This window comes from Gordonia oryzae, assembly GCF_003797185.1.
Taxonomy (GTDB): Bacteria; Actinomycetota; Actinomycetes; order Mycobacteriales; family Mycobacteriaceae; genus Gordonia; species Gordonia oryzae.
Genome location: NZ_RKMH01000017.1, coordinates 1 through 26,636, shown reverse-complemented (window position 1 = coordinate 26,636; position 26,636 = coordinate 1). Strand labels below are relative to the sequence as shown.

At 66.0% G+C, this 26,636-nt stretch carries 31 protein-coding genes and 1 pseudogene; 18 read left to right on the top strand and 14 right to left on the bottom strand.

From position 1 onward, the window contains the following. Positions 1 to 6: 6 nt before the first annotated feature. The 3 genes from EF294_RS18565 (at position 7) to EF294_RS18555 (ending at position 1,314) form a co-directional block, all read left to right on the top strand. A complete protein-coding gene (locus EF294_RS18565; protein ID WP_123932476.1) occupies positions 7 to 453 on the top strand; it encodes an Hsp20/alpha crystallin family protein in 447 nt (148 codons plus the stop codon). 66 nt (positions 454 to 519) lie between these two features. Then, complete coding sequence (locus tag EF294_RS18560; protein ID WP_123932433.1) at positions 520 to 699, top strand: hypothetical protein; 180 nt, start codon at positions 520 to 522, stop codon at positions 697 to 699. Positions 700 to 837: 138 nt separating this feature from the next. Then, entirely contained in the window at positions 838 to 1,314 is a 477-nt protein-coding gene (locus EF294_RS18555) for a glutathione peroxidase (RefSeq protein WP_123932432.1), read from the top strand. Between the two features lie 95 nt (positions 1,315 to 1,409). On the opposite strand, the gene EF294_RS18550 is transcribed toward EF294_RS18555, so the two are convergent. Both EF294_RS18550 and EF294_RS18545 read right to left on the bottom strand, forming a co-directional pair. Continuing rightward, positions 1,410 to 2,459 carry an NAD(P)-dependent alcohol dehydrogenase gene (locus EF294_RS18550; protein WP_123932431.1) on the bottom strand — a complete coding sequence of 350 codons (1,050 nt, stop codon included), beginning with the start codon at positions 2,457 to 2,459 and terminating at the stop codon, positions 1,410 to 1,412. 171 nt (positions 2,460 to 2,630) lie between these two features. Continuing rightward, on the bottom strand, positions 2,631 to 3,290 hold the full coding sequence (locus EF294_RS18545) for a TetR/AcrR family transcriptional regulator (protein WP_123932430.1): 660 nt from the start codon (positions 3,288 to 3,290) through the stop codon (positions 2,631 to 2,633). Between the two features lie 157 nt (positions 3,291 to 3,447). Here EF294_RS18545 and EF294_RS18540 point away from each other — a divergent pair, with 157 nt between their 5' ends. The 6 genes from EF294_RS18540 (at position 3,448) to EF294_RS18515 (ending at position 7,968) form a co-directional block, all read left to right on the top strand. Beyond that, complete coding sequence (locus tag EF294_RS18540) at positions 3,448 to 3,933, top strand: siderophore-interacting protein (RefSeq protein ID WP_123932429.1); 486 nt, start codon at positions 3,448 to 3,450, stop codon at positions 3,931 to 3,933. 25 nt (positions 3,934 to 3,958) lie between these two features. After that, on the top strand, positions 3,959 to 4,879 hold the full coding sequence (locus tag EF294_RS18535; RefSeq protein ID WP_246007951.1) for a metal ABC transporter solute-binding protein, Zn/Mn family: 921 nt from the start codon (positions 3,959 to 3,961) through the stop codon (positions 4,877 to 4,879). A 4-nt stretch (positions 4,880 to 4,883) separates the two neighbouring features. Next, positions 4,884 to 5,687: a metal ABC transporter ATP-binding protein gene (locus tag EF294_RS18530; protein ID WP_123932428.1), complete on the top strand. Its 804-nt coding sequence runs from the start codon at positions 4,884 to 4,886 to the stop codon at positions 5,685 to 5,687. A 7-nt stretch (positions 5,688 to 5,694) separates the two neighbouring features. Continuing rightward, entirely contained in the window at positions 5,695 to 6,588 is an 894-nt protein-coding gene (locus tag EF294_RS18525; protein ID WP_123932427.1) for a metal ABC transporter permease, read from the top strand. Continuing rightward, entirely contained in the window at positions 6,588 to 7,448 is an 861-nt protein-coding gene (locus tag EF294_RS18520; protein WP_123932426.1) for a metal ABC transporter permease, read from the top strand. Before EF294_RS18525 ends, EF294_RS18520 begins: the two co-directional genes overlap by 1 nt. Before the next feature lie 94 nt (positions 7,449 to 7,542). Next, complete coding sequence (locus tag EF294_RS18515; protein ID WP_246007950.1) at positions 7,543 to 7,968, top strand: nucleotidyl cyclase domain-containing protein; 426 nt, start codon at positions 7,543 to 7,545, stop codon at positions 7,966 to 7,968. On the opposite strand, the gene EF294_RS18510 is transcribed toward EF294_RS18515, so the two are convergent. Continuing rightward, positions 7,908 to 8,915, bottom strand: coding sequence for an acrylyl-CoA reductase family protein (locus tag EF294_RS18510; RefSeq protein ID WP_123932425.1), 1,008 nt, complete (start codon positions 8,913 to 8,915; stop codon positions 7,908 to 7,910). The two genes, EF294_RS18515 and EF294_RS18510, sit on opposite strands and share 61 nt — an antisense overlap. A 408-nt stretch (positions 8,916 to 9,323) precedes the next feature. Between EF294_RS18510 and EF294_RS18505 the strand changes: the two genes are divergently transcribed. Genes EF294_RS18505 through EF294_RS18485 form a run of 5 tightly spaced genes read left to right on the top strand, consistent with a single transcriptional unit; the run spans position 9,324 to position 12,418 of the window. Next, entirely contained in the window at positions 9,324 to 9,584 is a 261-nt protein-coding gene (locus EF294_RS18505; protein ID WP_123932424.1) for a hypothetical protein, read from the top strand. Next, positions 9,581 to 10,543: an FAD:protein FMN transferase gene (locus EF294_RS18500; RefSeq protein ID WP_123932423.1), complete on the top strand. Its 963-nt coding sequence runs from the start codon at positions 9,581 to 9,583 to the stop codon at positions 10,541 to 10,543. The genes EF294_RS18505 and EF294_RS18500 overlap by 4 nt, the downstream gene beginning before the upstream one ends. Further along, entirely contained in the window at positions 10,543 to 11,118 is a 576-nt protein-coding gene (locus EF294_RS18495) for a ferric reductase-like transmembrane domain-containing protein (RefSeq protein WP_123932422.1), read from the top strand. The genes EF294_RS18500 and EF294_RS18495 overlap by 1 nt, the downstream gene beginning before the upstream one ends. Beyond that, positions 11,115 to 12,191, top strand: a complete 1,077-nt coding sequence (locus EF294_RS18490; RefSeq protein ID WP_123932421.1) for an NADH-ubiquinone oxidoreductase-F iron-sulfur binding region domain-containing protein — start codon at positions 11,115 to 11,117, stop codon at positions 12,189 to 12,191. Before EF294_RS18495 ends, EF294_RS18490 begins: the two co-directional genes overlap by 4 nt. Further along, complete coding sequence (locus EF294_RS18485) at positions 12,191 to 12,418, top strand: ferredoxin (protein ID WP_123932420.1); 228 nt, start codon at positions 12,191 to 12,193, stop codon at positions 12,416 to 12,418. The genes EF294_RS18490 and EF294_RS18485 overlap by 1 nt, the downstream gene beginning before the upstream one ends. A gap of 12 nt (positions 12,419 to 12,430) precedes the next feature. Here the strand turns inward: EF294_RS18485 and EF294_RS18480 are convergent, their stop codons facing one another. The 5 genes from EF294_RS18480 to EF294_RS18460 form a co-directional block, all read right to left on the bottom strand. Continuing rightward, positions 12,431 to 12,904, bottom strand: coding sequence for a DUF2231 domain-containing protein (locus EF294_RS18480; RefSeq protein ID WP_123932419.1), 474 nt, complete (start codon positions 12,902 to 12,904; stop codon positions 12,431 to 12,433). 212 nt (positions 12,905 to 13,116) lie between these two features. After that, entirely contained in the window at positions 13,117 to 14,175 is a 1,059-nt protein-coding gene (locus EF294_RS18475) for a pyridoxal phosphate-dependent aminotransferase (RefSeq protein WP_123932418.1), read from the bottom strand. Further along, positions 14,172 to 15,218 (bottom strand): 3-oxoacyl-ACP synthase III family protein, encoded by a 1,047-nt coding sequence (locus tag EF294_RS18470; protein ID WP_246007949.1) that lies wholly within the window; start codon positions 15,216 to 15,218, stop codon positions 14,172 to 14,174. Before EF294_RS18470 ends, EF294_RS18475 begins: the two co-directional genes overlap by 4 nt. Further along, positions 15,215 to 15,880, bottom strand: coding sequence for an SRPBCC family protein (locus EF294_RS18465; RefSeq protein ID WP_123932416.1), 666 nt, complete (start codon positions 15,878 to 15,880; stop codon positions 15,215 to 15,217). The genes EF294_RS18470 and EF294_RS18465 overlap by 4 nt, the downstream gene beginning before the upstream one ends. Continuing rightward, positions 15,877 to 17,544: a thiamine pyrophosphate-binding protein gene (locus tag EF294_RS18460; protein ID WP_123932415.1), complete on the bottom strand. Its 1,668-nt coding sequence runs from the start codon at positions 17,542 to 17,544 to the stop codon at positions 15,877 to 15,879. The genes EF294_RS18465 and EF294_RS18460 overlap by 4 nt, the downstream gene beginning before the upstream one ends. A 162-nt stretch (positions 17,545 to 17,706) precedes the next feature. On the opposite strand from EF294_RS18460, the gene EF294_RS18455 reads away from it, so the two are divergent. Continuing rightward, a complete protein-coding gene (locus tag EF294_RS18455; protein ID WP_246007948.1) occupies positions 17,707 to 19,224 on the top strand; it encodes a sensor histidine kinase in 1,518 nt (505 codons plus the stop codon). Here the strand turns inward: EF294_RS18455 and EF294_RS18450 are convergent. The 3 genes from EF294_RS18450 to EF294_RS18430 all read right to left on the bottom strand — a co-directional run bounded on the left by EF294_RS18450 (position 19,141) and on the right by EF294_RS18430 (position 21,654). Beyond that, positions 19,141 to 19,812, bottom strand: coding sequence for a response regulator transcription factor (locus EF294_RS18450; RefSeq protein ID WP_123932414.1), 672 nt, complete (start codon positions 19,810 to 19,812; stop codon positions 19,141 to 19,143). The genes EF294_RS18455 and EF294_RS18450 overlap by 84 nt on opposite strands. Positions 19,813 to 20,556: 744 nt before the next feature. Continuing rightward, positions 20,557 to 20,898, bottom strand: coding sequence for a DUF1801 domain-containing protein (locus EF294_RS18435; protein ID WP_123932413.1), 342 nt, complete (start codon positions 20,896 to 20,898; stop codon positions 20,557 to 20,559). Positions 20,899 to 20,919: 21 nt separating this feature from the next. Next, positions 20,920 to 21,654, bottom strand: a complete 735-nt coding sequence (locus tag EF294_RS18430; protein WP_123932473.1) for a mycothiol-dependent nitroreductase Rv2466c family protein — start codon at positions 21,652 to 21,654, stop codon at positions 20,920 to 20,922. A gap of 122 nt (positions 21,655 to 21,776) precedes the next feature. Between EF294_RS18430 and EF294_RS18425 the strand changes: the two genes are divergently transcribed. Both EF294_RS18425 and EF294_RS18420 read left to right on the top strand, forming a co-directional pair. Further along, a complete protein-coding gene (locus tag EF294_RS18425) occupies positions 21,777 to 21,998 on the top strand; it encodes a hypothetical protein (protein ID WP_185091150.1) in 222 nt (73 codons plus the stop codon). A 14-nt stretch (positions 21,999 to 22,012) separates the two neighbouring features. Beyond that, the gene (locus tag EF294_RS18420; RefSeq protein WP_123932412.1) at positions 22,013 to 22,363 is read left to right on the top strand and encodes a hypothetical protein; all 351 of its coding nucleotides are present in this window, start codon (positions 22,013 to 22,015) and stop codon (positions 22,361 to 22,363) included. Between the two features lie 13 nt (positions 22,364 to 22,376). On the opposite strand, the gene EF294_RS21580 is transcribed toward EF294_RS18420, so the two are convergent. Beyond that, on the bottom strand, positions 22,377 to 22,526 hold the full coding sequence (locus tag EF294_RS21580) for a hypothetical protein (protein ID WP_185091149.1): 150 nt from the start codon (positions 22,524 to 22,526) through the stop codon (positions 22,377 to 22,379). A gap of 129 nt (positions 22,527 to 22,655) precedes the next feature. After that, the gene (locus EF294_RS18415; protein WP_123932411.1) at positions 22,656 to 22,982 is read right to left on the bottom strand and encodes a hypothetical protein; all 327 of its coding nucleotides are present in this window, start codon (positions 22,980 to 22,982) and stop codon (positions 22,656 to 22,658) included. Positions 22,983 to 23,097: 115 nt separating this feature from the next. Here EF294_RS18415 and clpB point away from each other — a divergent pair, with 115 nt between their 5' ends. Next, a complete protein-coding gene (clpB, locus tag EF294_RS18410) occupies positions 23,098 to 25,650 on the top strand; it encodes an ATP-dependent chaperone ClpB (RefSeq protein WP_123932410.1) in 2,553 nt (850 codons plus the stop codon). Positions 25,651 to 25,849: 199 nt separating this feature from the next. Here clpB and EF294_RS18405 read toward each other — a convergent pair. Next, positions 25,850 to 26,636, bottom strand: a pseudogene (locus EF294_RS18405) (HNH endonuclease signature motif containing protein); the annotation flags it as partial.

Below are 26,636 nucleotides of genomic sequence, written 5' to 3'. Positions count from 1 at the left end.
AGTGCTGTGCTTCGTTTTGATCCGTTCAGTGATGTCGACGCGCTTGCTCGGGGATTGATGACCGGCTCGATGGCCGGCAGTCAGCGCGCCCCGCGGTTCATGCCGCTGGACCTGTACAAGGTCGGCGATCATTACATGCTGATCGCCGACATGCCCGGCGCCGATCCCGGATCGATCGACGTCAATGTGGACAACGGTGTGCTGACCCTCTCTGCGCAGCGCAGCGCCCCGTCTGACGACGGAGTGCAATGGCTGGCCAGTGAGCGGTTCTCGGGGAGCTATCGCCGCCAGATCACCCTGGGTGACGGCATCGACCCGGCGCGCATCTCGGCGACCTACGACAACGGTGTGCTGCATGTGAGCATCCCGCTCGCCGAGGAGGCCAAGCCGCGCAAGATCGCCGTCGAGACCAAGAGCGATCCGCACGCGATCGCGGCCGGAACATCGGGCTGAGACAACCGGTCGGGCAGAGGCACCCCATGGCCGGCCGGGGAACCGAGGACAACGCAGGAGGTTGTGATGAACATGCCTGCACAAGAACCGTTTCCGAAGGCCGACGAGGCCGACTGGGTGGAACAGACCGTCGAGGTCACCGACGACTCCGGTGTCGAGGAGTATCCGTACACGCCCCACGATGACGGTCCCGACACCCAGGCGGAGCCGATCCCCGGTGAGCAGCGCACGCCCGGTTCGCGCTGACACCCGGATCCCGCATCCCCGATGGGGACTCGATGGCGGTGGCGTCACCAACAAACGGTGGCGTCACCGCCGTCACCGCATGAACGGGCGGGCGTAGGCTCGATGTGACGTCACCGACATACGACCCCGGGGGATCTCGTGACCACTGCCTACGACTTCACCGCCACCGACATCGACGGCAATCCCGTCGATCTGAGCACCTATCGCGGCCATCCGCTGCTCATCGTGAACACCGCCTCCAAATGCGGATTCACACCCCAGTATCAGGGTCTGGAGAAGCTGCACCGCGAGTACGCCGACCAGGGGCTGGTGGTCCTCGGATTCCCGTGCGATCAGTTCGCGCACCAGGAGCCCGGTGACGAGGACGAGATCAAGAACTTCTGCTCGTTGACCTACGACGTGACCTTTCCGATGTTCGCCAAGGTTGACGTCAACGGTCACGACGCTCATCCGCTGTATCAGTGGCTGCGCCAACAGAAGTCAGGAATCCTGGGTAGTCGGATCAAGTGGAACTTCACCAAGTTCCTTGTCGACAAGTCGGGTGCGGTGGTCGCGCGGTTCGCGCCGACGGTCAAGCCGGAGAAGCTCACCGACGATATCGACAAAGTGCTCTGACGGCGGCTATCGAGCACGAACGTCTCGGACAACAACTGCGGGGCACCGGTATGAACCGGTGCCCCGCAGTTCTTTCCGCGATGCTGTGTGCCGTATCAGTCGGCAAGGGTCGCCGCGTCGATGACGAAGCGGTAGCGCACGTCGCTGTCGACGACGCGATCGTAGGCCTCGTTGATCCCATCGGCGCTGATCGTCTCGATCTCTGCGCCGATGCCGTGCTCGGCGCAGAAGTCGAGCATCTCCTGGGTCGGGGCGATTCCGCCGACCATCGACCCGGCCAGCGAGCGCCGATTGTTCAGCAGCGGGAATGCCTTGAGCTGCAGTGGATGCTCGGGTAGCCCGAGTTCGACGAAGGTGCCGTTGACCGCGAGCAACGAGAGGTATTGGTTGAGGTCGAGGTTGACCGACACGGTGTTGAGGATCAGATCGAATTCGTTGCGCAGCGTGCGGAAGGTCGACTCGTCACTGGTCGTGTAATAGTGATCCGCGCCGAACCGCTTGCCGTCCTCCTCTTTTCGCATCGACTGGCTGAGTACGGTTACCTCGGCGCCGAGGGCGTGGGCGATCTTGACGCCCACGTGCCCGAGCCCGCCCATGCCGATGATGGCGACCTTCTTGCCCGGCCCGGCGCCCCAGTGCTTCAACGGCGAGTACAGCGTGATGCCCGCACACAGCAGTGGGGTGGCCACATCCAGCTTCAGGCCGTCGGGAATCCGCAGCACGAAGTCCTCGGTCACCACGACCTGCTGCGAATAGCCACCGTGGGTGAACTCACCCTCGTAGGTGGTGGAGTTGTAGGTTCCCACAGCACCTTTCACGCAGTACTGTTCGTCACCGTCCTTGCAGGGGCCGCACTCGCCACAGGACTGGACGAAACAGCCGACGCCGACGCGGTCGCCGACCTTGTGCCGGGTGACCTCGGCACCGACCGCTGAGACGGTGCCGGTGATCTCGTGGCCGGGAACCACCGGATAGGTGGTGCCGCCCCACTCGTTGCGGGCGGTGTGGATGTCGGAGTGGCAGATGCCCGCGTAGGCGATGTCGATGAGAACGTCGCGCGGCGCGAGGTCCCGACGTTCGATGGTGGTCTTCGACAGCGGCTGGTCGGGTGCGGTGGCGATGTAGGCGTTGACGGTGGTCGTCACGGGTGTCCTTCCCGAGCGCACGCCGCAACCCGAGGGAGGTCGGGGGAGTGGCGCGGCTCTACTCGATTGCCTGCACCATCCATTGTGCTCACATATGGCCGCGCGCGCATACTCGCAGCGCACACCGTCGCGGATGCCGGTCCGGGGTGATTTGCGGAGATCGCGCCAGGTCTACGTCCGACGCCACCGCGGTCCGGGATCCACGTCGAGTCCGGCAACGTGCAGCGACCCCACAACGAGGGCCTTGACGGTCCATCGGAGGTCGGTCTCGATGTCGTCGTCGGGGAGGTCGGCGCGTGCGCTCGACGGTCGTTTCTCCCACCCGTAGGAGGCGTAGACGGTATCGGCCAGTGCGACAGCGGCAAACGCGATGCCGGAGAGCAGGGTCCGCGCGGTTGCCGGGTCCAGGTCGTACACCGCGGCGACGCGATGGTGGTGCGCGCCGATCTTGGCGACCATCGTCGCGGTGGTGTCGGTACGACGGGTGAGAAACGGGGTGATGCCGGGGTGGTGGTGCGCGAGCAGACGTATCGACAGCGCGAAGTCGAGGAGGTACTCGTGGATCGGGAGGGTTGGGTGCGGGTCGGGGATCGACCAGTCGAGGAAGATCTGCTCGGCGATGAGTGTGCGCAGTTCGCCGAGGCCGTCCACGTGTTTGTACAACGCCGCCTGGGTCACCCCGAGCTGCTTGGCCAATCCGGCGAAAGTTACTGCGGGAAGCGTCATCTCGATTCCGGTGGCGATGATGCGAGCACGGTCGAGGGTCGGTGGGCGGCCCCGACGCCGAGGTGGCGCCGGGGCGTCGGCACTCAGGCTCACCTTCTCGTCCATGATTTTTATAGTACCCATAAACTAATTGATGGTAGCGCGTATGGCCACCGAGTTCGCCACTCCGTCCGCCTGATCGGGTGACCCCGATCAGACATCACTGCGCGGCGACGAGCATCGCAGTGGGCTCACCGACCTCACCGCACGAGTGGTGCGCATCATGCGAACCAGTGCCGGACTGCTGCGTGTGGTGCTGGACATCGGTGAAGCGGCTCGGGACTCTACGTGGGCGCGGCCGAATGTGGCGGTCCGGATCGGCCTCGACGACGCCGAGGCCCGCTCCCGCGTCTACACCGTGCGTGACGCCGACCTCGACGCGGCACGGATCACACTCGACGTGGTTCAGCATGGTGCCGACAGCCCGATGATGCGATGGAGCACGGTGCTTCGTGTCGGCGATGCCGATCGGGTCCGCTTGCGGACCTATAACTCGTTGATGGCGCAGTGTAAGACGCTCGCCGATCTCGACGACCTGGCTCTCGAAGTCGGATCGACGTTCCGCGGCGGGCATCGAAAATACATGCGTGCCAGCGCATCTGGTACTTATCGCCCGATAGACGATCTTCTTCGCATATCGCCCGACGGGGTGGCTGTCGCTCGGTTTGCGTCGTATCCTCCTCCTGTTAATGGTTGTCGTTGCCAGTAGGGCGTGAGCCCGGAACGGATCGAGAGTGCGCATCAGCAGAATGGCGGTGGCGGCCGTGGCCGCTGCGGCCGTGGTGGTCGGTATCGCCGGATGTTCGAGTTCGTCGGGCGGGTCCGACGACTCGACGATCCATGCCGTGGCTGCGGAAAACGAGTACGCCGACGTGATCTCGCAGGTCGGTGGTCACTACGTATCGGTCTCGGCGATTATGAGCGACCCCAACACCGACCCGCACACCTACGAGGCGAGTCCGGCGGTGGCAGAGGAACTCCGCGACGCGACCCTGGTGGTACAGAACGGGGTGGGCTACGACGACTTCATGTCGAAGCTCGAGCAGGCGTCTCCGGCCAACGGTCGCAAGGTCATTGTGGCCCAACAGGTACTCGGACTCCCGGACTCCACCCCCAATCCGCACCTGTGGTACGACCCCAAGACGATGCCGGCGGTGGCCAAGGCCATCGCCGACGATCTCGCTACGCTGCAACCCGCCCACAAGGACGAGTTCGAGAAGAACGCGGCGGCATTCGTCGCCTCGCTGCAGCCCTGGACAACAGCCCTGGCGAGCTTTGCCAAGACCCACCCCGCGACACCGGTTGCCGTCACCGAGCCGGTCGCCGATTACATGCTGCAGGCGGCGGGCACCGACATCAAGACGCCGTGGACTCTGCAGGCGGCGATCATGAACGACACCGATCCGTCGCCTCAGGACTCGACGCTGCAGGATTCGCTGCTGAGCGACAAGCAGGTCAAGGTCTTCCTCTACAACCAGCAGGTCACCGATGACACCACCAGCAAGTACCTGGCACTGTCCAGGCAGCACGGGATTCCGGTGGTCGGCGTGTACGAGACGATGCCCACCGGCTACACCTACCAACGGTGGATGACCGCCGAACTCGATGCGATGTCCAAGGCGGTCACCGACGGCACCTCGACCGAGAAACTCTGATCCGGTGGAAGGTCCCGCGAACTCGATTGTTCTCGCCGCACACGACATCCGGGTGAGTCTGGGCGGCCAACCGGTGCTCGGCGACGTCTCCGTCGAGGTGGCGCCGGGAGAGTTCGTGGGACTGATCGGTGCCAACGGCGCCGGCAAGACGACGCTGCTGCGCGTGCTGCTCGGAGTGCTTCGTCCGAACTCCGGGCAGGTACATCGGCCCCCGCGTGGCGCGATTGGGTACCTCCCGCAGAAGGTCGGCGTCGACGCCGACACCCCGTTGCGGGCCCGCGACATCGTGGCCCTCGGCGTCGATGGCGGGAGACTCGGTATACCGCTGCGGCGCAGTAGGTTACGGCCCATCGTCGACGAGGCGCTCAAAGCGGTGGGCGCGTCGCGCTTCGCCGACAAGCGCATCGGCGAGCTTTCCGGGGGACAACAGCAACGCGTCCTGCTCGCGCACGCGCTGATCCGAAAACCGCAACTGTTACTCCTCGACGAACCGTTGGCGGGCCTCGACCCCGGCAGCTCCTCGGACATCGTGGATCTCCTCGACACCTTACGCCGCACCACGGGGGTGAGCATCGTGATGACCGCCCACGACATCAATCTGCTCCTGCCTGTGATGGATCGCGTCGTCTACCTCGCCGGTGGCGCGGCCGTCGACGGCCGCCCCGACGAGGTGATCACCACCGAGGTGCTCAGCGGGCTCTACGGACGGCCCATCCGCGTCATCCGCACCGACGGGCGAATCCTGGTGCTCGCCGACGACCGGATGTCCTCGCCCGGTCTCGTCGCGCACGACGCACTCGGGGTGTAGGGGCCACATGAGCGGAAATGAGTGGCTCACCGGATTCTTCACCACCGAATCGGTCCAGACCGCACTGCTGGTGGGTGGTTTCGTGGCCGCGGTCGCCGCCGTCGTGGGCGTCTTCACCGTCGTGCGTGGGCAGTCCTTCGCCGGTCACGCACTCGCCGACCTCGGCGCCGTCGGCGGTTCGGCGTCGTTCCTCCTCGGCATCAGTCAGCTCTGGGGATTCGTGGGGGCCGGCGTTCTCGCGGCACTTCTCATGGAGGCCATCGGGATTCGCCGTATCCAGGGTCGCGACGTGGCCACCGGGGTGATCCTCGGGTTCGGTCTGGGCCTGACCTCGCTGCTGCTGTACTTGGCGACCACCAACGGTTCCGGCGCGTCACACGACGCCACGGTGTCGGTGCTGTTCGGATCGCTGTTCGTCATCGATCGGGCACTGGTGCCGGTCGTCGTCGCCCTCGGCCTCGTCGCACTCGCCGTGGTGGCAGCCATGTACCGGTGGCTGCAACTCGACCTCGTCGACCATGACCTCGCCACCGCCGCCGGCGTGCGAGTTCGGTTGTCCGGCTGCGCCTTCCTGATCGCCTTGGCCCTGGCGGTGGAGTTGTCGTCGCTGACGATCGGCGTCATCCTGTCCACCGCGCTGCTCATCGGGCCACCGGCGACCGCGCTGCTGGTGACCCGGCGGTTCTCCACCGCGATCCTGCTCTCGGTCATTCTCGGCGTGGCCGCCACCTGGCTGGGTTGTCTGCTCTCCTATGAGAGCCACTATTGGGCTGGTACGCACGGCAATTGGCCGGTCAGCTTCTGCATCGTGACGCTGGTGTTCCTCGCCTATCTCCTCGCGCGCGTGGTGTCGGCAGGCCGCCGGCGCCACGTCCCCGTCGCGGTGCCGGTGCCGAGCTGATGTTCGAGCCGTTTCTGATCAATGCCTGGATCGCCGGCACCCTCGTCGGGATCATCGCGGGAGTGGTGGGGTTCTTCGTCGTCCTGCGCGGGGATTCCTTTCTGGCGCATGCCGTTCCGCATGGCGCCTTCGCCGGTGCCGCGGCTGCTGTCCTGGTGGGCGCCAGCCCGCTGCTCGGTCTGGGCGTCGCCGCCACCGCCGGTGCGATGACGATCTCCGCGCTGGGGGCGCGCGCCCGCCGTGATGTCGCGACGGCGCTGGGCCTCGTGCTCATGTTGGGGCTCGGTGAGTTCTTCCTCAGCCGCGGCGACCAGTACTCCTCACAGGTGTACGCGCTGCTGTTCGGGCAGATCCTCGGAGTGTCGACGATTGCCATCGTCCCGATGGTGGTTCTCGGTGCGCTGTGTGTGCTGACGGTGGGCGTCGTGTACCGACCGCTGCTGCTCGGCTCGGTGCTGCCCGACATGGCGGCCGGTCACGGCGTCGACACCCGGTACATCTCGATGGCCTTCGCGCTGCTCCTGGCATGTGCCACCACGATGAGCGTGCCGATCGTCGGTGCTCTGCTGATGTTCGCCCTGCTCGTGGGTCCGGCGGCGACGGCCCGATGCTTCACCCGCAGCCCGGGTCGATCGATCGCAGCCTCGGTGGTGCTGTCAGTAGGCGGGGTGTGGGCCGCCATCGCCCTGTCGGTGCAGACCGATTGGCCGATCGGTTTCTTCGTCACCGCGATCTGTGCCGCGATGTACATCCTCGGACGGGCCGCCTCCGTCGTCTCGGCACGACGCGTCGGACGGGCCGCGCGAAAACGGGATCGACCTCTGCGGACATCGCGCAGGTACTCCACAGCCACCCTGTGACGGTCCTCATGCTGTGAGTAAGGTCGTCTATACGTCCGCGAATCGGTTGTTCGCTATCCTCTAGCCAATTCATCAGGCCGACGGGGAGACGGGTTTGTCGACGCTGAACTTCTCGCTGGTGGCGGCGGTGACGCTGTTCGATCCCACGCGCGGGCCGGTCGGGGACCTCGGGCGTCCGTGGGTCATCGCGTGCATCGTCGCCGATGTCGTGGTGGCGGTGGTCTGGTTTGTCAGCGACGTCATGACGCGCGGCGTGGCGGCACGCGCCTCCGGGATCGATGCGGTCTGCCTCAGCATCGGGTTGGCGTCCCTGTCGATCCGGGCACCGCGGGAGATGGACGCCTCGACCGCCTGGCATCTGCTGGCCGCCGCGGACGAGGCGATGTATCGGGCGAAGGCGCGGGGCGGGGCGCGCGTCGAGAGCGTGAATCTCGTGGACACACCGCCATGCCTGGGCTCTCACCCGTCGCCGAGGACCCGCACGACGGTACGGCCGGTGAGCTTTCCGGCCTTGATCTGATCGAGCGCCGCGGGCACCTCGGCCAGGTCGATTTCGCTGATGATGCGATGGAGATTTCCTGGGCGCAAATCACTTTCGATGCGCGACCAGATCGACCGGCGCAGCTCTGCGCCGATGAGCACCGAGTCGATTCCGAGTAGTGCGACCCCGCGCAGGATGAACGGCATCACGGTGGTCGGTAGATCCGCACCGCCGGTAAGGCCGCTCACGGCGACCGCGCCACTGTGGTTCATGGTGCTCAGGACATAAGCCAGGGTCTTGCCGCCGACGCAGTCGACCGCACCGGCCCACATCGAGGTGCCTAGCGGGCGGATCTTCGTCTCCTGGTCCACGAGCCGTCCGATGACCTCGGCGGCCCCGAGTTCGCGCAACAGGGGTTCGGCGTCGGGCTTGCCGCTCGATGCGGTGACCGAGAAGCCGGCGCCGGCGAGAAGATCGACGCTCACCGCGCCGACACCACCGGAAGCGCCGGTGACGAGCACCGGTCCGTGATCGGGGCGCACGCCGTGTCGAAGGAGTGAGGCGACGCTCATCGCCGCGGTGAAGCCCGCGGTCCCGATGGCGGCGGCCTCGCGAGTACTCAGTGATCGCAGCGCGACCACCTGTGCTGCGGGCACCCGCGCATAGTCGGCGTAGCCGCCATTGGCCTCGGTGCCGATCGGCCCGCCGTGGGCGACGACCCGATCACCGGGGGCGAAATCGGGGTGATCGGAGGCCACGACCTCCCCGGCGACGTCGATGCCCGGGACGATCGGATACGCACGGACCACTCCGCCGCGCGGGGTGACCGCGAGCGCGTCTTTGTAGTTGACGCCCGAGTAGTGCACGGCGATCGTGACCTCGCCGTCTGGAAGACCGTTGGCCGACAACGTAGTGCGATCCAAGGAGACCTGCCCATCGCCCTCGGTCGCCAGCAGGGCGGTGAAGTTCTCGGGCGTGCTCGTCATCGTGGTCCTCCGTTGGGCGTTGATGGTCGGTTCTCCGGTTATGGTAGGCATCGGTGTGCACGAAGGCAGGGCCGGTGCTCACACCCCGGTCCGGCCGATTCGCTCCCGTACTCGCACACGATCGCGGTGATGGCGCACCACCACGGTACGGCTGGGGCGCCTCCGTGGATCTCTTTCCAACACCGCAGGCGCACACCGGCCGGAGGCCGGAAGGGATGTCACAGTGCACCGTGCAGGACACGAACAAGCGTCACCGACTGCCGACTGCTCGGGGAGCGAGAAGCCGGGAGCACAGCAAGCCGGAAGGTCGCATCCAGCGGACCTTCAGCATTGCTGCGCACGCTGAACGGACAGCCGCCGGTGCCCTGTCGATCACGGTGAACGACCCGGCGGTGCGAGGAGTTACCCGTGCCCATCCCACCGCCCCTTGCCCATGCCCGATGGATCACCACCGCTGTGTGTGCCGGAGCGGTCGTCGCCACCGCTGGCATCGCCGGCGGACTGGCCCTGAGCGGCGACACCCATGCTGCGACCACCTCGACCGGCGCCACCGCCCCGACCACGTCGTCGTCGGCCGACACCGGTGACAACGGCGGACCGGGGTGGACGCCGACAGCTCCCGCGCAGACCACCGAGAATGCCCCGCACGCTCACACGGGTGCGTCATGACCACCACCGTCGGCTCGACCGTGTACGCGACAACGATGCGCGCGCTGGGCACCGACGTGCGGCTGCTCGTCACCGAACCGACGGCGCTACCGCCCGCCCTCGAGTTCCTCGATAACGAACTCGCAGAACTCGACTCGGTCGCCTCACGGTTTCGCCCCGATTCCGAATTGTCGCGCACCAACCGACTGGCAGCGACAGAGGCACTCCGTGACCGCGACCGTACGACGCTCGCCGTGTCACCCGAACTGGCCGAACTCCTGACCGTCGCACTGCGCGTCGAAGACATGACCGACGGCCTGGTGACTCCCGCCGCGGGTGCTGCGCTGGTGGCCGCCGGATATGACGCCGATCTCGATGTGGTGCGCCGCAGGGGGCCAACGACGGAACCCGGCCGTCCCCAGCCCATTTCGACGCCCCGCATCATGCTCACCGGATGTCGAGTCACCCTGCCGGTGGGCACGCAGCTAGACCTCGGTTCCAGCGCCAAAGCTTATGCGGCGCAACGGAGTGCGAATCGGATCGCCGAGTATGTCGGTGGCGGGGTGCTGGTCGATCTGGGCGGAGACATCGGCTGTGCCGGAACACCGCCGTGCGACGGATGGCGGATCGGCGTGCGCGACTGGACCGGCCGAACCCGACAGGCGGTGTGCGTTCATGCCAATCAGGCCTTCGCCACCTCGTCCACTCGCGTGCGGACCTGGCAGTATGGCCGACGGGCCGTGCACCACATCATCGATCCCCGCACCGGTGCACCGGCGCGTACCCCGTGGGCGCAGGTCACCTGTATGGCCGCAGATACCGTCCTGGCCAACGCTGCCTCGACGGCAGCGGTGATCGCCGCGAACAAGGCACTGGAGTGGTTGGCGCGCAGGGGAATACCGGCACTTCTCATCGACCACGACGGCCATGAGTACAGGGTTGCCGGATGGCCGGAGCGTTCGACCGGTGAGGAGATCTGATGGATAGCGCCTGGCTGTGGTATTTCTCGCGAGCCGCCGGAGTGGTCACCCTGCTGATGTTCACCGGAGTGCTCGTCCTCGGTGTGCTCACCGCGGCAGACGGCATCCGATCACCCCGGGCGGCGACGGTCATCACCGCTGTGCATCGTGGGCTTGCGATGGCGGCCATCGTCTTCCTCGGGGTGCACGTGCTCACCGCGGTCCTCGACAGCTATGTGCATGTCGGCTGGTGGGCCACGCTGGTGCCGCTGTCATCGGAGTATCAGCGGATGGACGTGGCGTTCGGAACCGTCGCCGCCGACCTCGCGCTCGCCGTGATCGTGAGTTCGCTTCTGCGGTACCGAATTCCAGAGCGATGGTGGCGATCCATCCACTGGGCCACCTATGCGGTGGCAGTGTGCGCACTTGCCCACGGACTCCTGATGGCCGCCTCTGATACTCCGGTGCTCACCTGGATCACCATCGGGGCCACGGCGCTCGCCGCGCTGGCGGTGGTGTGGCGGCTCCTGAAACCCGCGAGGACGCTACGCAGCAGACCGTCTCGATCGGCGATTGTGATGAGGGAGTGGACATGACAGATCTCATCGACCTGGTGGCCCGTGCGGGGCTCGGCGGTCGCGGTGGCGCGGGCTTCTCGACAGCGATCAAACTGCGCGCCGCGCACGAGCACCGCGCGATGGTGGTGATCAACGCCTGCGACGGTGAACTGGGGGCGGCCAAGGACGGCGCCGTGATCGCGCATCATCTCGACGAGGTGCTGGCGGCCGCGAACCGCATAGCCGCAGACAACGTGCTGATCGCCGCTCACCGCGGATCGGACACCCTTGCCCGGGTACAGGCCGCCGGTGTGGAGTGGCTAGAGGTGCCGAATCGGTATGTGGCGTCCGAGGAATCGTCGTTGGCGGCCCTTGCCGCCGGTGGACATGCGCGTCCCCTCATGCGTTTTGCGCCGATCACCTCCGGCGCGCGCGACGCCGCAGGTCGTTCGATCGGCCCCACCGTGGTGTTCAACGCCGAGACGGTCTGGCGCATCGAGCAGATCGTGCGGCGCGGACCTGGGTGGTTCCGGTCGTACGGAACCGATGAAGAACCGGGCCCTCGTCTGGTGACCATCGGTGGCGCGGTCTGCCGACCGGGCGTGTATGAGAGCTCGGCCGGTGTGAGCATCGCGCACCTGCTCGATCTTGCAGGAGGACTGGCGGAGCCTTCACATTTCCTATGGCTCAACGGAGCCGGCGGTGGTCTGCTTCCGGTGCGGGCGGCGCGGTCGGTCCGCTGGTCACGCGCGGGTCTGGGTCCGCACGGTCTGGGAGTCGGCCCGGCGATCGTTCATGCGGTTCCCGCCCACACCGACATCTGGGAGCTGGTGGCCGGCGTGGTGGAACGGGCCGGCGCTGAGTCCGCCGGCCAGTGCGGACCCTGTGTGTTCGGCCTGCCCGCACTGGCCGAGGCCTTGGACCGGGTAATCGGCGGGCGCGCAACCGTCGGTGACCGTCGATTGCTCTCCCGGCGATTGGCGCTACTGCACCGGCGTGGTGCGTGCCGTCATCCCGACGGCGTGGCCGGGTTCGTCGATAGCGCATTGCGAGTGGCCGCGCACCTCCTGCCGCCGCCGGTCCGCGTCGCCACCGAGGCCGGGGTCGCGTGATGTCGATTCGGAATCGTCTGGCCGGAATCGCCGCTCCCGAGGTGGATGCCCGGCTGGCCGTCGATCGGATTGCCTGCGAAGGGCGCGGTGTCTGTTCGGAGCTGCTCTCGCCGGCCTTCACCTCGGATGAGTGGGGATACCCGATCGTTCACGACGAGCATGTCGATCCCGACCTCGGTGTGAGCGCGATCCGGCTGTGCCCGGTGCGGGCGTTGCGCTGGCGGTGAGGGCCGCGCCACTCAGTGCAGCCAGACCGACCGGGCGCCGGCGTCGCCCACCAGCACCACCATCACCAGCGTGCCGACGGCCACGATGACGATGGCCACGGCCAGGATCACCGTGATCGTTCGGCTGACCTGTGCCGATGGCCGCCGTGGCACTCGGGCGAGAATGCGCTCATCGTGTGCCGCCCACCACAGCACGGTGAGTGTGAACAGTGTTGCCACCCAGGCGATCATCTGATCACCGAGTTCGGCATGACGGACAAGATCGGGATTAGGGGCGGTCTTCTGTTGTAGAGCTTCGCCTGCCGAGGTGGTCAGCGGCGTCACCACGAGGGCGATCGTGGCGACGAGTAGCGGCACGATGCCGAGTCGGCGGCGGGCGCTCGGCCACACTGCGCCGACCCCGGCGAGCAGTGCGGCAAGCGGAATCGCTACCACCGCGAGGTGAACGAAAAGGGGATGGGCAGGGATGCCGTTGATGGTGTCCATGGGTCAGAAGTGTTGCGCGTCTCGGCTGAAGGATCGCTGAGACGTACATACGGACAGGCGATGCGCACGATCCGGTGGATCCACCGGATCGGCAGGTCGCAGCGTGGGCGGACCAGGTCAGTCCGGTCGCGGGCGAGCGGTGTTGGTTGAGCAGGTAGATGCCGGTGCTCAACACCGCCCACCGCAAGTGCCATGAAACCGTCACCGGAGTTTCATGCCGAGGCGGCCACCGCTTGCAGTGTTCGGATCACGCGGTCGGTATCGCACCGATCGCCGATGGTGATACGCAGGCCGTATGGCCGATACGGTGTGACCGCTATGCCGCAGGCGGTGAGCACCTCGCCGAGCGCGATGCCCTCGACGCCGGGCAAGAACACGAAGTTGGCGTGGCTGGGAAGTGGTTTCGCGCCGGCGTCGTGCAGGCTCTCGACGAGATATGTGCGCTCGATGCGCATCTGCCGAACCCGCTCGGCGAGCTCGTCGTAGGAGTCGAGGGCTAGTGGGACCGCAAGTTCGGCGAGCGATCCGACAGCAAAAGGTACTTCGTGACAACGTATTTCGTCGATCAAGCGGGTTTGGCCCACCCCGTAACCAATCCGCAGTCCGGCGAGCCCGTGAGCCTTGCTGAAAGTCCTTACCGCAATGACGCGCGGATGTGCCTGTAGTAGAGTCCGCAGATCCGGTGCGGTATCGGCGAATTCGAGATAGGCCTGATCGATGATCAGGGTCACGTCGTCGGAAAGTGCGGCACAGAAGCCGAACAATTCCCTGGGATCGACAACCGCGCCGGTCGGGTTGTGCGGTGAACACACGGCGACCGCGACGGTCTCGGGGCCGACCTGCTCGTACAGAGTCGGCAGGTCCGGGCGGCCGGACACGCCGAGGGGTACGCCGCGCAGTCGGAGGCCGAGACTGTCGGCGAGAATCGGATAGCCGCCGAAAGTAGGTATAGGGGTGAGTAATTCGGGATTCGATAGGCCGCGTCGTGCACCGTATTGCAGGGCCGAGCGCAGCGCGGCGGCGAGTACGCCGGTCGCGCCCGGTCCTACCGTCACCGCGTCGTCGTCGACGCCGAGATGCCCGGCGATGGCGTGACGGGTCCGATCCGGCAGAAACTCCGGATAGCGGTTGAGTGAGGGCACCGCATCGGTCAGCGCGCGAGCCAGGGTAGGCAACGGCCCGTACGCGGATTCATTGAGATCGAGCCGTACACGTGGCGGTGCCGCAGATTTCTGAGGTGAATCGGGAGCCGAGTGTAGGTGACGGGTCATCGTCTGCCGGCCCAGCGTATGGCGGTGGCCGCGGCGAAATCGCCGGCGTGGGCGAACGCCGACATCATCACCACATCCCCCGGCCGGATCCGGCCGTCGTTGATCGCGGTGTCGAGGGTGACCGGAACGCCGACGGCGAAGAGGTTGCCGCACTCGTCGAAGGTGTCGGGGTGACGCTCGGCAGGGAGCTCGAGCGCTTCTCGCCAGTTGCGCAAGAAGATCCGATTGGGCTGATTGGTGATAAGCCAATCCAGTGCCGACGGAGCGATCCCGATCGCATCGGCCACCTCGATCGCGACCTCGGGCACCATGCGGTTACCGCGTGCGAGCACCTTGGTGATTCGCGACTCGGTGAAGCCGATGTGGATCTGTCCGGCCCCGGCCTCCCAGTACTTCCGGGGTGGAGAAGACACCGACGCCATGTCTGCCGAGTACTCACCGAAGGAATGGGCGGCCGATCCGAGAACCGGCGACCCGTCGTCACCGAGGGTCAGCAGTGCCACCGCCGATCCATCACCGGGGATGGCGGCTTGGGCTTTGCCCCGCACCTGCTCCTGGGTGAAGATCTGGGAAGCACTGTTCTGTGCGAGGGCGATCAGCGCCGTTCCACCGCCATCGGCACGGAGCAATGAGCCGGCAATATCGATCATGTGCATGAATGCCGCACAACCCGCGTTGTGGACGTCGAGGACGGTACGGGGCCGTAGACCCAGCCGATGCGCCAACTCCCCACCGCACCCCCGTACCGGGACCTCGGGCAGTTGGCTGTGGGTGAGCACAACGCTCACGTCGTCGAGATAGTCCGGACCATGACGGTCGGTGAGAATGTCTGTCGCCGAGACCATCATGTCCGCCGAGGTCTCGCCGTCGGCGGCGTGATGACGAAAGGCGGGAGCCGCGAACATCACGTTGTCCGCGAGATCGTCGTCGGTGGCGTAGTGGGCAAAATAGTCGGCCGGCACCCGGTTGTCGGGCAGATAGGCGGCGAGATCGCGCAGGATCACTGCTGGGCGGGCTTGATCAGATCCGGTCGAGGCGGTCATGACGTCATCCATTCCGGGGTGAGGGGCAGGTTGTTGTGGTGGCGGAACTCGGCGATCGCAGTGAGGTTGCTGAGCTCGAGTTGGTGTCCGGCAGAGAACATCTCCCAGAAGTCGCCCACCCACACCGGGCGATCGGGCGGCGCGGAGTCGGGGTAGGGATTCTCGTCGTAGAAGGGATGCCGGCAGTTGTTCCAGAGCACCACCGAACCGGGGCGGTTCAACACCACCTGCGCATCGACCACCCGCATCAGGTAAATCATCCACAGGTGCTCGCCTTGATCCCATGCGCAGTGGTAGTCGACGGTCATCGCATGCGGATCGGCGATGGTGCGGGTGTAGATGTCGGTGTTGTCGCCGAGTCGGTCCTGGGCAACCCACAGGCCAGGCTCGTCGGTTTCGGTGAATCCGCGCAGACTGTAGGTCCATTCCTCCAGCGAACGGGTGTCGGAGAGCCAGGAGAACAGCTCGCGTGGCGGGGCATCGACAAAACCCTGGACGGGGCAGAACTCCCCGAAGATCTTGTCGTGCGGGTACACCGAGCGGAGCATGTCGACGATGATCGGTGTCGCGGTCGCGCGGGGGTGCGTCTCGACGCGGATGAGGCCGTCGAGATCGGCCGCACGGTCCCCGAGGTCGGCGAGTGGGGTGGGCTGACTGGTCATGCGGGGGCCTCTCGGTTCAGGAAGGGGGCGAACGGTGGGAACTCATCGCTATGACATTCGACGACGAGACAGTTGGGTCCGGGCTCGGCGAACAATGCCGCACACGCCAGACCGGTGTCGGTGGCATCGCGGGGATGGCTGACGGTTACCCCGGAGAACATCGTCGAGAGGGCGCCCGCAATATCCGACGAGCGAAACCGGTTGACACTGGCTGTTTCCGGGAAGTAGAGATTCTCTCTGGTCACGCACATGCCGTGGGCATTGTTGTTGAGGATGATCAGGGTGACCGGGGCGTCATGCTCCACCGCGGTGTGAAACTCCATGCCGTGCATGAAGAAGGCGCCGTCGCCGGCGATCACCACACTTCGGTGAGAAGGATCGTCGATGGCTACTCCGATTCCGGCGGCTATCGCGTACCCCATACCGCCCATGCCGAGAGCGACGGTGAATCGTCCGGATTGCCGAGGTGTCAGATGATGCAGCGCAGCGGCTCCGGTGTTGCCTGCGTCGGCGAACACGCGCGCATCACGGGGCAGGCGCGCGTCGATCGCCGCCATGAGTGCCGGTAGGCTGGGCAGTTGCGGATCGGGGGCCGGTGGTGTTGTCAGGTGCTCGATGACCGCTCGCGGGGGGCGAGGCGGCGGGAGTCGACGCAGGAGCGACGACCCCACGAGGTGGGTCAATGCCGCAGCGATCGAGGGAACGGCAACGGTCTTGCTCGAGTACCGAGGATGGTGTTCGCCAACGTGATACAGCTCGATCCCCTCGAGCAGCTCGTCGAGGCCACCACGGTCGGTGACCGTCATCCGAGTGCCGACCGCAAGGCATACGTCGGCGTCGGCGAGGGCCTGCGCTGCCGACGGGTGGCCCATCACCCCGGTCACCCCTGCATGGGTGGTGAGGTCGGTGACGGCATCGGCGCCACCGGGGGCGGCGACGATCGTGGCGCCGAGTATTGTCGCGAGCGCGCTGAGGGCGTTGCCCGCATCGCCGCGTGACACTTCCTCGCCGACCCACACACAGATGCGTGCGCCCGCGGTGACGCGCTCGGCGAGGAGCTCGGCCAAGGCGTCCAGCGATGCCTGATCCTGCTTCACGGGATCGGCGATCTCCGAGATGCCGGACGCAACCCTGGGGTCATAGGTCTGCGTCTGAACGTCTTTCGGCACGATCAGTGCGGCGGGCATACCGCGATGCAGGGCGGTGAACGACTCCTCGAGTGCGGGTGCGAGATCGGCGGCCGAGCGCAGCACGACGCAATGTCCGGTGACGCCTCCGAGAACGGCGGCGAGATCGATCGTGTCGGGCGGGTCGAGCATGTCCTGGAAGGCACCCCGCGCGGTCAGCGTCGTTGGCGGCGCGCCGATCACCGCGAGTACCGGTACTCGGCTGTCATAGGATTCCGCGAGCGCGGCAACCACATTCAGTGCACCGCCGCCGGAGGTGGTGACCACCATGCCCGGACCGCCGGTCATCCTGGCAACTCCATCGGCCATGGCGCCCGCCGCAAACTCGTGCTTGGCAACCACCATCGGTATGCCCATGGTCTGGCCTGCGGCAAACAGGTCCTCGATGTTGGCGCCGTGCACCCCGAAGACGGTGTGGACTCCGTGCGCTCGCCCCACTGCGAGAATGTGGTGGGCAGCGGTGTACGCGGCAAGCATGCCCTCCAGTCTTCGCTGTGCAACCTGAAGGCTTGCTGAATGTGAACACTGGTTGGTGTGAGGGTACGCGAATAGACTGTGACCTCAGTGTCGCGCCGGACGCGGTCCCCCACACCATCGTGACGTCCCTCGCTTTCGGCCCGATGCGGAACGGACGCCACCGTGGGTAGATCCCTCACCTCGATACTCCCCACTACCCGATGGGGAGTACGAGTCCAGTCAGCGTTGATCGCGGCCGTCGTCGTGGCGGCGGCTCTCGGAATCGGCGGCATCGTGACGCTCTTCATGCTCCATCGGGCAAACACCGACGCGATGTATCGATCCACCGCGTGGCAGGCCCACCAAATATCCACCGCGATCAGCCATGGCGGACCGGCGGCCGTTGACTCCGACGACCTCGCGCCCGGTGCGGGCGTCGATGTGATCCAGGTACTCGACGCGCAAGGGTACGTTGTCACTGCCTCTCCCGGAGCGCCCTCGGAGGCGGTAAGACTCGCTGGGTACCAGTCGGCGGAGTCTAGGGTGCCGGCCGACGATTCGCCGGTGTACGCCGATGACGTCTACATCCCCGGATTCCGGGGCGAGTACTGCGCGACAGCAGTGAGTACGTCGTATGCGGGACAGCGTTACACGGTGGTCGCATTGGATCGTGCCACCGGCATTCGTAGCAGTGAGTGGACGATGGCCGCCATCATGGCAATCGAGTTGCCGATCATCGTGGCAGTGGGCGCCGCGGCGGTCTACGTTCTCGTCGGACGTTCGTTGCGTCCGGTGTCGCGGATTGCCAGACGAGTCGACGAGATCAGCGCAACCCGTCTGGGGCAACGAGTTCCGGTGCCCGACGCTCACGATGAGATCAGGGAGCTGGCACTGACGATGAACGGGATGCTCAGCCGACTGGAATCCAACCACGACGCCCAGCTCCGCTTTGTCGGCGACGCCTCCCACGAACTGCGCAGCCCTTTGACCACGGTCGTGGGACTGCTCGATCTCGCCGACGATACCCGCAGTGCGATCGATGTGCAGACGGTCCGGGCAGTGCTGCTGCCCGAGGCGAGGCGGATGCAACACATCGTCGACGATCTGCTCCTGCTCGCCCGCGCTGACGAGAGTGGCATGGTAGTGACTCGGACCGAGATCGACCTCGACGACATCATCGGATCGGAGATCGCCAGGCTTCGATCCTCGAATCTGGTTGCGGTGCAACCAGACATGATCCCAGTGCGGATGGTCGGTGACCGTGACATGATCACCCGCGCCGTGCGCAACCTCACCGACAATGCGGTGCGATACGCGCGTACGAGGGTGACGCTGTCACTCTCCGTCGACTCCGGTGACGCGATGATTGTCGTCGGTGATGACGGCCCCGGAGTGCCCGCCTCCGAGCGTGAGCGGATCTTCGACCGATTCGCTCGCGTCGATGCCGACCGGCGCCACGGGTCGGGTGCCGGTCTGGGGCTGGCCATCGTGCGCGAGATCGCCAGTGCTCACCGAGGCCGGGTCACGGTGCATGACGGTCCCGATGGTGGCGCCGAATTCGTTTTGCGACTGCCGTTGCCGGAAACATCAGGGTCGGGGGAGTACGGCGTCGACTACTCAGTCCGGCCGCAGCCGATACCCGGCACCCCGGACGGTCTCGATCGACAGGAGTCCGAACGGCTGGTCGATCCGTCGTCGTAGATAGCCGATGTAGACCTCGACGATGTTGTCGTCGCCGGCGTAGTTCTCATCCCACACCGACTGCAAAATCGATTGCTTGGAGATGACCTCGCCCTTGTGCCGCATCAGATGTTCGAGGACGGAATATTCGCGGGGTGTCAGGCTGATGACCTGCCCGGATCGCGTCACCTCCCGCTCTGCCGGATCGAGACTCAGTGTGCCGGCGGTGAGCACCGCTGGGCGTTCCCGACCGCCGCGCCGGACCACCGCGCGCAAGCGGGCCTTGAGGACCACCACCGAGAACGGCTTCACCAGGTAGTCGTCGGCTCCATAGTCCAGTGCTTCTGCCTGATCGTATTCGCCGTCCTTGGCCGAGAGCATCACCACCGGCGTCCATACCTCGCGGCGACGCAACTCGCGGACCACCTCGAACCCGTTGAGTCCGGGAAGGATGATGTCGAGGACGATGGCGTCGAACTCCTCAGCGCTCGCCACGGCGAGGGCCTCGACCCCGTCGTCGCGCACTGTGACGTTCCATCCGCTGGTGGCAAGCACCCGCCGGACTGTCTCGGCGACGTTCGCGTCATCGTCGACGACCAGCACGCGCACGTAGCCTCCACTCGGATGTTCTCGGGACCGACTCTACTATCGACCTCGCGAGGGACCGTGCGCGCGAACCCGCGGCTGGCTCAGGCGCCGGTGACAACCCGCGACCGGGGCAGGTGGCGGCCGACGTCGCGAGGCCAACAGCGTCCGGGAATTGATCCATGCCAGCACCGCCGCAGGGAGATCGTTGAGGTATGCCGCGTGGTCGGTGTCGGGTCCAGCGCCACGATCGACCGGGGTGGCGTGGTGTGCGGGTCGCCTTCGCGCAGATGATAGAGCGGATGGTGCTTCGAGAAGTCCCGTCGTCACCGCCGTCGATGCTCACCACCGCGCGGTCGCCGTCGACGTCCACCGGATCGAGCCCTGCGACGTCGTCACCGTCGGTCGAGGCAACGGCCGTCCCGAGGACGTTTTCCCCCGACGCGGCGCTGGCGTGGTCGCAGCTCCAGGCCCCGCCGGTCAAGGGTCGCGCGCCGAAGACGGGTTACAGCCGGGCACGTCTCGCGCGTCTGGGCACGGAGGTGGCCGAGCGAGTGCGAGAACCTCACCCTTGCCGCAGACAAGCTTGTTCGAAGGGTTCCGCGGCTGCGTAGGTGTGCAGAGAGCGCAGGTGCGCCGTCAGCGAAGGCATTTCGATCTCGGACAGGCCTTGTCCGACTCGCTTTGCGAGCGAGATTGTCTGCACTGCAACGCATTACCGGCCCGATGCGAGTACGGTGCCGATGATCGGTATCAGGTGCCGACGTTCTACTGTCGGTTGAAGGCCACCGCCGCACGGATCAGCTCGACGAACGCGTCGTCATCGAGTGGATCGTTCTCCTTGAGGTCGACTGCCCGTCGGGTGCCGGCGGTCAGGCTTGCGTTGAAGACCTGTTGCGGGTCGGGCAGTGAAGCGCCCTGAGCGAAGGTGACCTTGATCTTGTCTTTATAGGTCTCCAGGGTGCAGAGAAGTCCATCGAGCGAGAATACGGGTACACCATCGGGATTGGACGGCTTGCGCCACTTGATCTCTTCGGTGATGTCGGGGTCGGCCTGCAGGATGAGGGTGCGCACCTCGTCGGCGCGGGACGCTCGCCAGTCGGTCGTCATAGGCAAACAGTAGCCAGGCCGTCAATACTTGGTCCGCCGAGACCTGCCGGACCAGTCATTCTTTTTCCCGGCGGCGTCGACGTCGACACCGAAACTCTTGAGCTGAGGCTTTTCTCGGAGGCTGCGCTTGAGCTCGGCAAAGCCCGGGAACCGCGCGAGACCGACCACGTGATCCCACAACTCGAGGGCGTCTGCGTCGTCGGGCAGGCGGCTGATGACCGGCCCGAAAAAGGCGACACCCGTGGGTGGCTCGACATGGATGATCGGGGTGCCGACGTCGCGGCCGGTCAGTGCGAGGGCTTCGTCGGTCTCCGCGTGGATCTCGGCGTCGAGTGAGGTGTCGTCCAAGGCCGCGATATGGTGTTCGGGAAGCCCGAGTTCGGTCAGGACGGGCCGCAGGAACTCCTCGGTGCCCCGCACGTCGTGGCCCTCGACGAGGTAGGTGCCGGTGTGCTCGTCGAAGATTCGTCTACCGACGGCTTGGTACAGCGGATTCATCAGCTCGCGCCCGTGGTCACGTCGGACACTCGCGCACACGCGGAGCAGGCGCAGCCCCGCGGTGTGCCCGGCCTCGTACTCCGGCGGGAAGTGGGTCGCATAGTCGATGTGCGCGTTGAGTTGGCGTAGAGAGATGAACCGCCAGTCGACCGAGTAGTCGCGTTGATCCTGCACTTGTCGCACCCATTGACCGGTCATCCAGGCGAAGGGGCACACGGGGTCGAAATAGAAGTGGAGGTCCTCGGGCATGAAACCCATTGTCCACGACGTCCGAGGTATGGCGGCGAGATCACCGAGAAGGATGGCGATCCCGCCACCGTCGTCGTGACCTGGTGATGACCGAGCATGAGACATGAATCCCCATGTCTAACAATGATCCGATGGCCGATGTCACCGCGCGCCACCTCGATCTCGACGGCGGCGAACTGACGGTGTGGACCTCGCGCAGTGCTCCCCACGGCGGTTGGACCGAGCCTACCGCAGACCGATACGGGCACGGCGATCATGAAGGGGGAGTGCGTGAGCCGGAGTTCCACAATGGCACATCGATCCAGAAGGCACTCGAGGATATCGCCGCCCTGACCGGACTCCCGGTCAACTGAAAGGAATGCCGGTCATGGCCACCACCCACCGAATAGACCTCGACGACGTCGAGCGCGACTTCCTCCTCACGGGCCTACTCCAGTGGGGCGGGGTGGTCGCCATGACCGACGATCTCGCCAAAGCGACCGGGTTCAGCGGCGCCGAAGACTACTACTCGCGCGTCGTTGACCTGGTCAACGCTCTAGACGACCCCGGATTGTCGGCCACCGATTGGCGTCGAGCCCTCGCCGTAGCCGAGGTCGCTTTCAGCAGCGAGATCCTCGGACTCGGCCATCAATGGGAAGACTTCAGTCACTACGACCCCGACGACACCTACCAAGCAATGCGACGCCTGCAATGGCGAGTCTTAGGACTGAGTTACTAGGGCCCCTCGGGCCTTATCTGCCAGCGGTCTCCTCGTGCAGCTTTGCCGGCGCGATATACAGACGATTCATCGCCGTGACCAGCGCTCTCCACTCGCCCGGCAAGGTCTCTGCGACCAGGCGTTCCAGTTCGGCGTCGCCTTCACTGAGTGCCGCGCTCAGCATGGCCTCTTACTCCACGTAGCCCATAGTCACTTCCCCCTTTTGGTGATCGTCGGATGAAATTCTTCGTTGACCAGCGGAATTGGGGTTGCCCGCTACTGCGTGTACTCCTGTCAGAGGTTGCGTGGGTGGTCATCGTGCGATGATGCCGTCGGTGGGGTGCCAGTCCAGGTGCAGGGGCCCACGGAGGTAGGTCGAGGTCCAGGGGAACGGTCGGTCGTCGCCGAAGACGACACCGTGGCCGTGGTCGAATCGGCAGACCAGGGAGCCGTCTGCCTGGGTGAGCACGATGGCGCGTTCGGGGACGTCGGCGGGGTCGTTGATGGTGCGCAGCGACTGCCATGCCTTGAGAAGCTCGGTGATCGTGGTTGGTGTGGCGTTCCAGTCCAGGAATCCAGAAAAGGCACCCCAGCTAGTCCAGACTTTGGCCGCGCGCGGCAACCGCCGAGTGTGATTCACATCACCAGTATGCCTAACTTGAGCGGAATGCGCTCAACCCTACTCGCGTTGAACGAGTCGAACGGCCATACTTGAGCCGGACAGACTTAAGAACGCAGAGAAAGGTGCACCCGACGTGGACAGCTTCACCCCGACCACCAAGACGCAGCAAGCGCTGAGCGCTGCGGTGGCTGCCGCGGCCGCTGCTGGCAACCCCGACGTGCGTCCCGCCCATATCCTGGTTGCTCTGCTCGACCAGTCCGACGGCATTGCCGCGCCCCTGCTCAAGGCAGTGGGGGTCGATCCGTCGACTGTTCGTCCGCAGGCCCAGGGCATGGTCGATCGCGCGCCGACGGTGGCCAGCGCCAGCGCTCAGCCGCAACTATCGCGCGAGTCGATCGCCGCGGTCAGTGCTGCCCAGCAGCTCGCGACCGAACTGAACGACGAATACGTCTCGACCGAACACCTCGTCGTCGGTCTCGCGACCGGCGACTCCGAGGTCGCCGAACTGCTGCACAACGCCGGTGCCACACCGCAGGCATTGCGTGAGGCCTTCGTCGCCGTGCGCGGCAACGCCCGCGTGACTTCCGAGGACCCGGAGTCGACCTATCAGGCGCTGGAGAAGTACTCGACCGACCTGACCAAGGCCGCCCGCGAGGGCAAACTCGACCCGGTCATCGGCCGCGACACCGAGATCCGTCGCGTCGTGCAGGTACTCTCCCGTCGGACCAAGAACAACCCGGTCCTCATCGGTGAGCCCGGCGTCGGCAAGACTGCCATCGTCGAGGGGCTCGCCCAGCGCGTCGTCGAGGGCGATGTGCCGGAGTCGTTGCGCAACAAGACCGTCATCTCGCTGGACCTCGGTTCGATGGTTGCCGGCGCGAAGTACCGCGGCGAATTCGAGGAGCGGCTCAAGGCCGTGCTCGACGAGATCAAGGGTTCGGCCGGACAGGTCATCACCTTCATCGATGAGCTGCACACCATCGTCGGCGCCGGTGCCACCGGTGAATCCGCGATGGACGCGGGCAACATGATCAAGCCAATGCTGGCCCGTGGCGAGCTGCGACTGGTCGGCGCGACCACGCTCGAGGAGTACCGCAAGTACATCGAGAAGGACGCCGCTCTTGAGCGCCGTTTCCAGCAGGTCTACGTAGGGGAGCCGAGCGTCGAGGACGCCATCGGCATCCTGCGTGGACTCAAGGAGCGTTACGAGGTGCACCACGGCGTGCGCATCACCGACTCCGCATTGGTCGCTGCGGCAACGCTTTCCGATCGCTATATCACCTCGCGGTTCCTCCCCGACAAGGCCATCGACCTCGTCGACGAGGCTGCCTCGCGGTTGCGGATGGAGATCGACTCGCGCCCGGTCGAGATCGACGAGGTCGAGCGTGTCGTCCGACGCCTCGAGGTCGAAGAGGTCGCGCTGGGCAAGGAGCACGACGAGGCGAGTAGGGACCGGCTGGAGAAGTTGCGTCAGGAACTGGCCGATCAGCGCGAGAGGCTCAATGAGCTCTCGGCGCGCTGGCAGTCGGAGAAGACCGCCATCGACGCCGTCCGCGACGTCAAGGAACAGCTGGAAAACCTTCGTGGAGAAGCCGATCGCGCCGAGCGTGACGGTGATCTGGGGCGGGCTGCAGAGCTCCGGTATGGCCGAATCCCGGGTTTGGAGAAGGAACTCGAGGCTGCGATCGAGAAGACCGGCACCGATCCCGACCAGGACGTGATGCTGCAGGAGGAGGTTGGTCCCGACGACGTCGCGCAGGTCGTGTCGGCGTGGACGGGTATCCCCGCGGGCAAGATGCTCGAGGGGGAGACCGCCAAACTGCTTCGCATGGAACACGAACTCGGACATCGGGTCGTCGGGCAGCAGGCCGCCGTGGTGGCGGTCTCGGATGCGGTGCGTCGTGCACGCGCCGGCGTCGCCGACCCCAACCGACCGCTCGGATCGTTTGTGTTCCTCGGACCGACCGGCGTCGGTAAGACCGAGCTGGCCAAGGCGTTGGCGGAGTTCATGTTCGACGACGAGCGCGCGATGGTGCGCATCGACATGAGTGAGTACGGCGAAAAGCACGCCGTGGCACGACTTGTCGGTGCCCCTCCGGGCTACGTCGGGTACGAGCAGGGCGGTCAGCTGACCGAGGCGGTGCGTCGTCGGCCGTACACGGTGGTCCTCTTCGACGAGGTCGAGAAGGCACACCCGGACGTGTTCGACATCCTGCTGCAGGTCCTCGACGAAGGACGCTTGACCGACGGCCAGGGCCGGACCGTCGATTTCCGCAACACCATCCTGATCCTGACCTCCAACCTGGGGTCCGGCGGCGATGCCGATCACGTGATGGCGGCGGTGCGGGCGGCGTTCAAGCCGGAGTTCATCAATCGCCTCGACGACGTGGTGATCTTCGATGCGCTGAGCCCCGAGGAACTGGTGTCCATCGTCGACATCCAACTGGGACAGCTGCAGAAGCGGCTGGCGCAGCGTCGACTAGAACTGCAGGTCACGCCGAAGGCCAAGGAATGGCTGGCCGAGCGGGGATTCGATCCGCTCTACGGTGCCCGGCCGCTGCGGCGCCTCGTGCAGCAGGCCATCGGCGACCAGCTCGCCCGAGCCCTGCTGGCCGGTGACATCCGCGACGGCGACATCGTGCCGGTCAACCTCAGCGCCGACGAAGAGTCGTTGGTGCTCGGCTGATTTCACCCAAGAGTTGGGCTGTCCCACTGCGGTGGGGCAGCCCAACTCTCGTGTTCGGAAGCGCCCTTCTGGTGGGTGAGAACCCTTCCCTCTGATGGCCGAGGCGCCCTCTCCCCCGGATGGTCGAGGTGTGAGGCGCGTGCGCCGAGCGTCGAGACCCGTTGCGCTACAGCTATTTCCACCCCATCGCTGAGATCTGTCACCGTGGGTAGGTGACGATGATCTGCCCGGTCCGTCGACTCCGCCACTGCGCCCGCCGGTCCAGTAGGAGCGTCGGCACCCACTCCGCGAGGTGCTTGCGTTGATGATCAGCCCGACACAGCGGGATGAGATCACCGAGCACCGTCCAGCCTCCGGCTTCGGGGTCGGTGTGGTTGAAGGGTCGCCAGTGGTCGAGGTCGCACAGGTGTGAGGGCATGCCGCAGTAGGGGTATCGGCACCAGGCGTCGTTGGCCAGCACCTCAGCGCGCAACGTGGCGCTGGGTGCATACGTCATTGCGCCAGGTGGTGGCACGGTGTGACCGCCGTGTCCGGTGGGATCGGCCGGTGGTGCTTGGGCTCGGTCGGCGATCTGCGGGATCAACGGACCAGCCGTACGTACGGATTCGGGGTAGTGGATGGTCTTCGCGATCTCGGCGAGGGTGGTGGCATAAGCGGGGTCGATGGGTCCGTATCCCTGCAATCGGGGTACGAGAATGCCGTCGGGGGTCCTTCAACACGGTCAGTACGGGTGCGCCGGGTACGACCAGGGCACGTCCGAACGACACCGGTGCCTCATCCGGCGTCGGCTCATCCATGGGGTCGGGGATGTCGGGTTCGGCGATCGGCTCGACCAACTCGACTTCGGGAGCATCGGCGTCGATAGGTTCGGGGAGCACGTCGTCCCAGGCTGCCGCGTCCTCGGCGTCGGCGGGTGTTTCGGCCGACCCGTTGCTGTCGGTGCCGCCACCTCGTTTTGGGCAATCATCTTGTCCGCATTCGCAGTC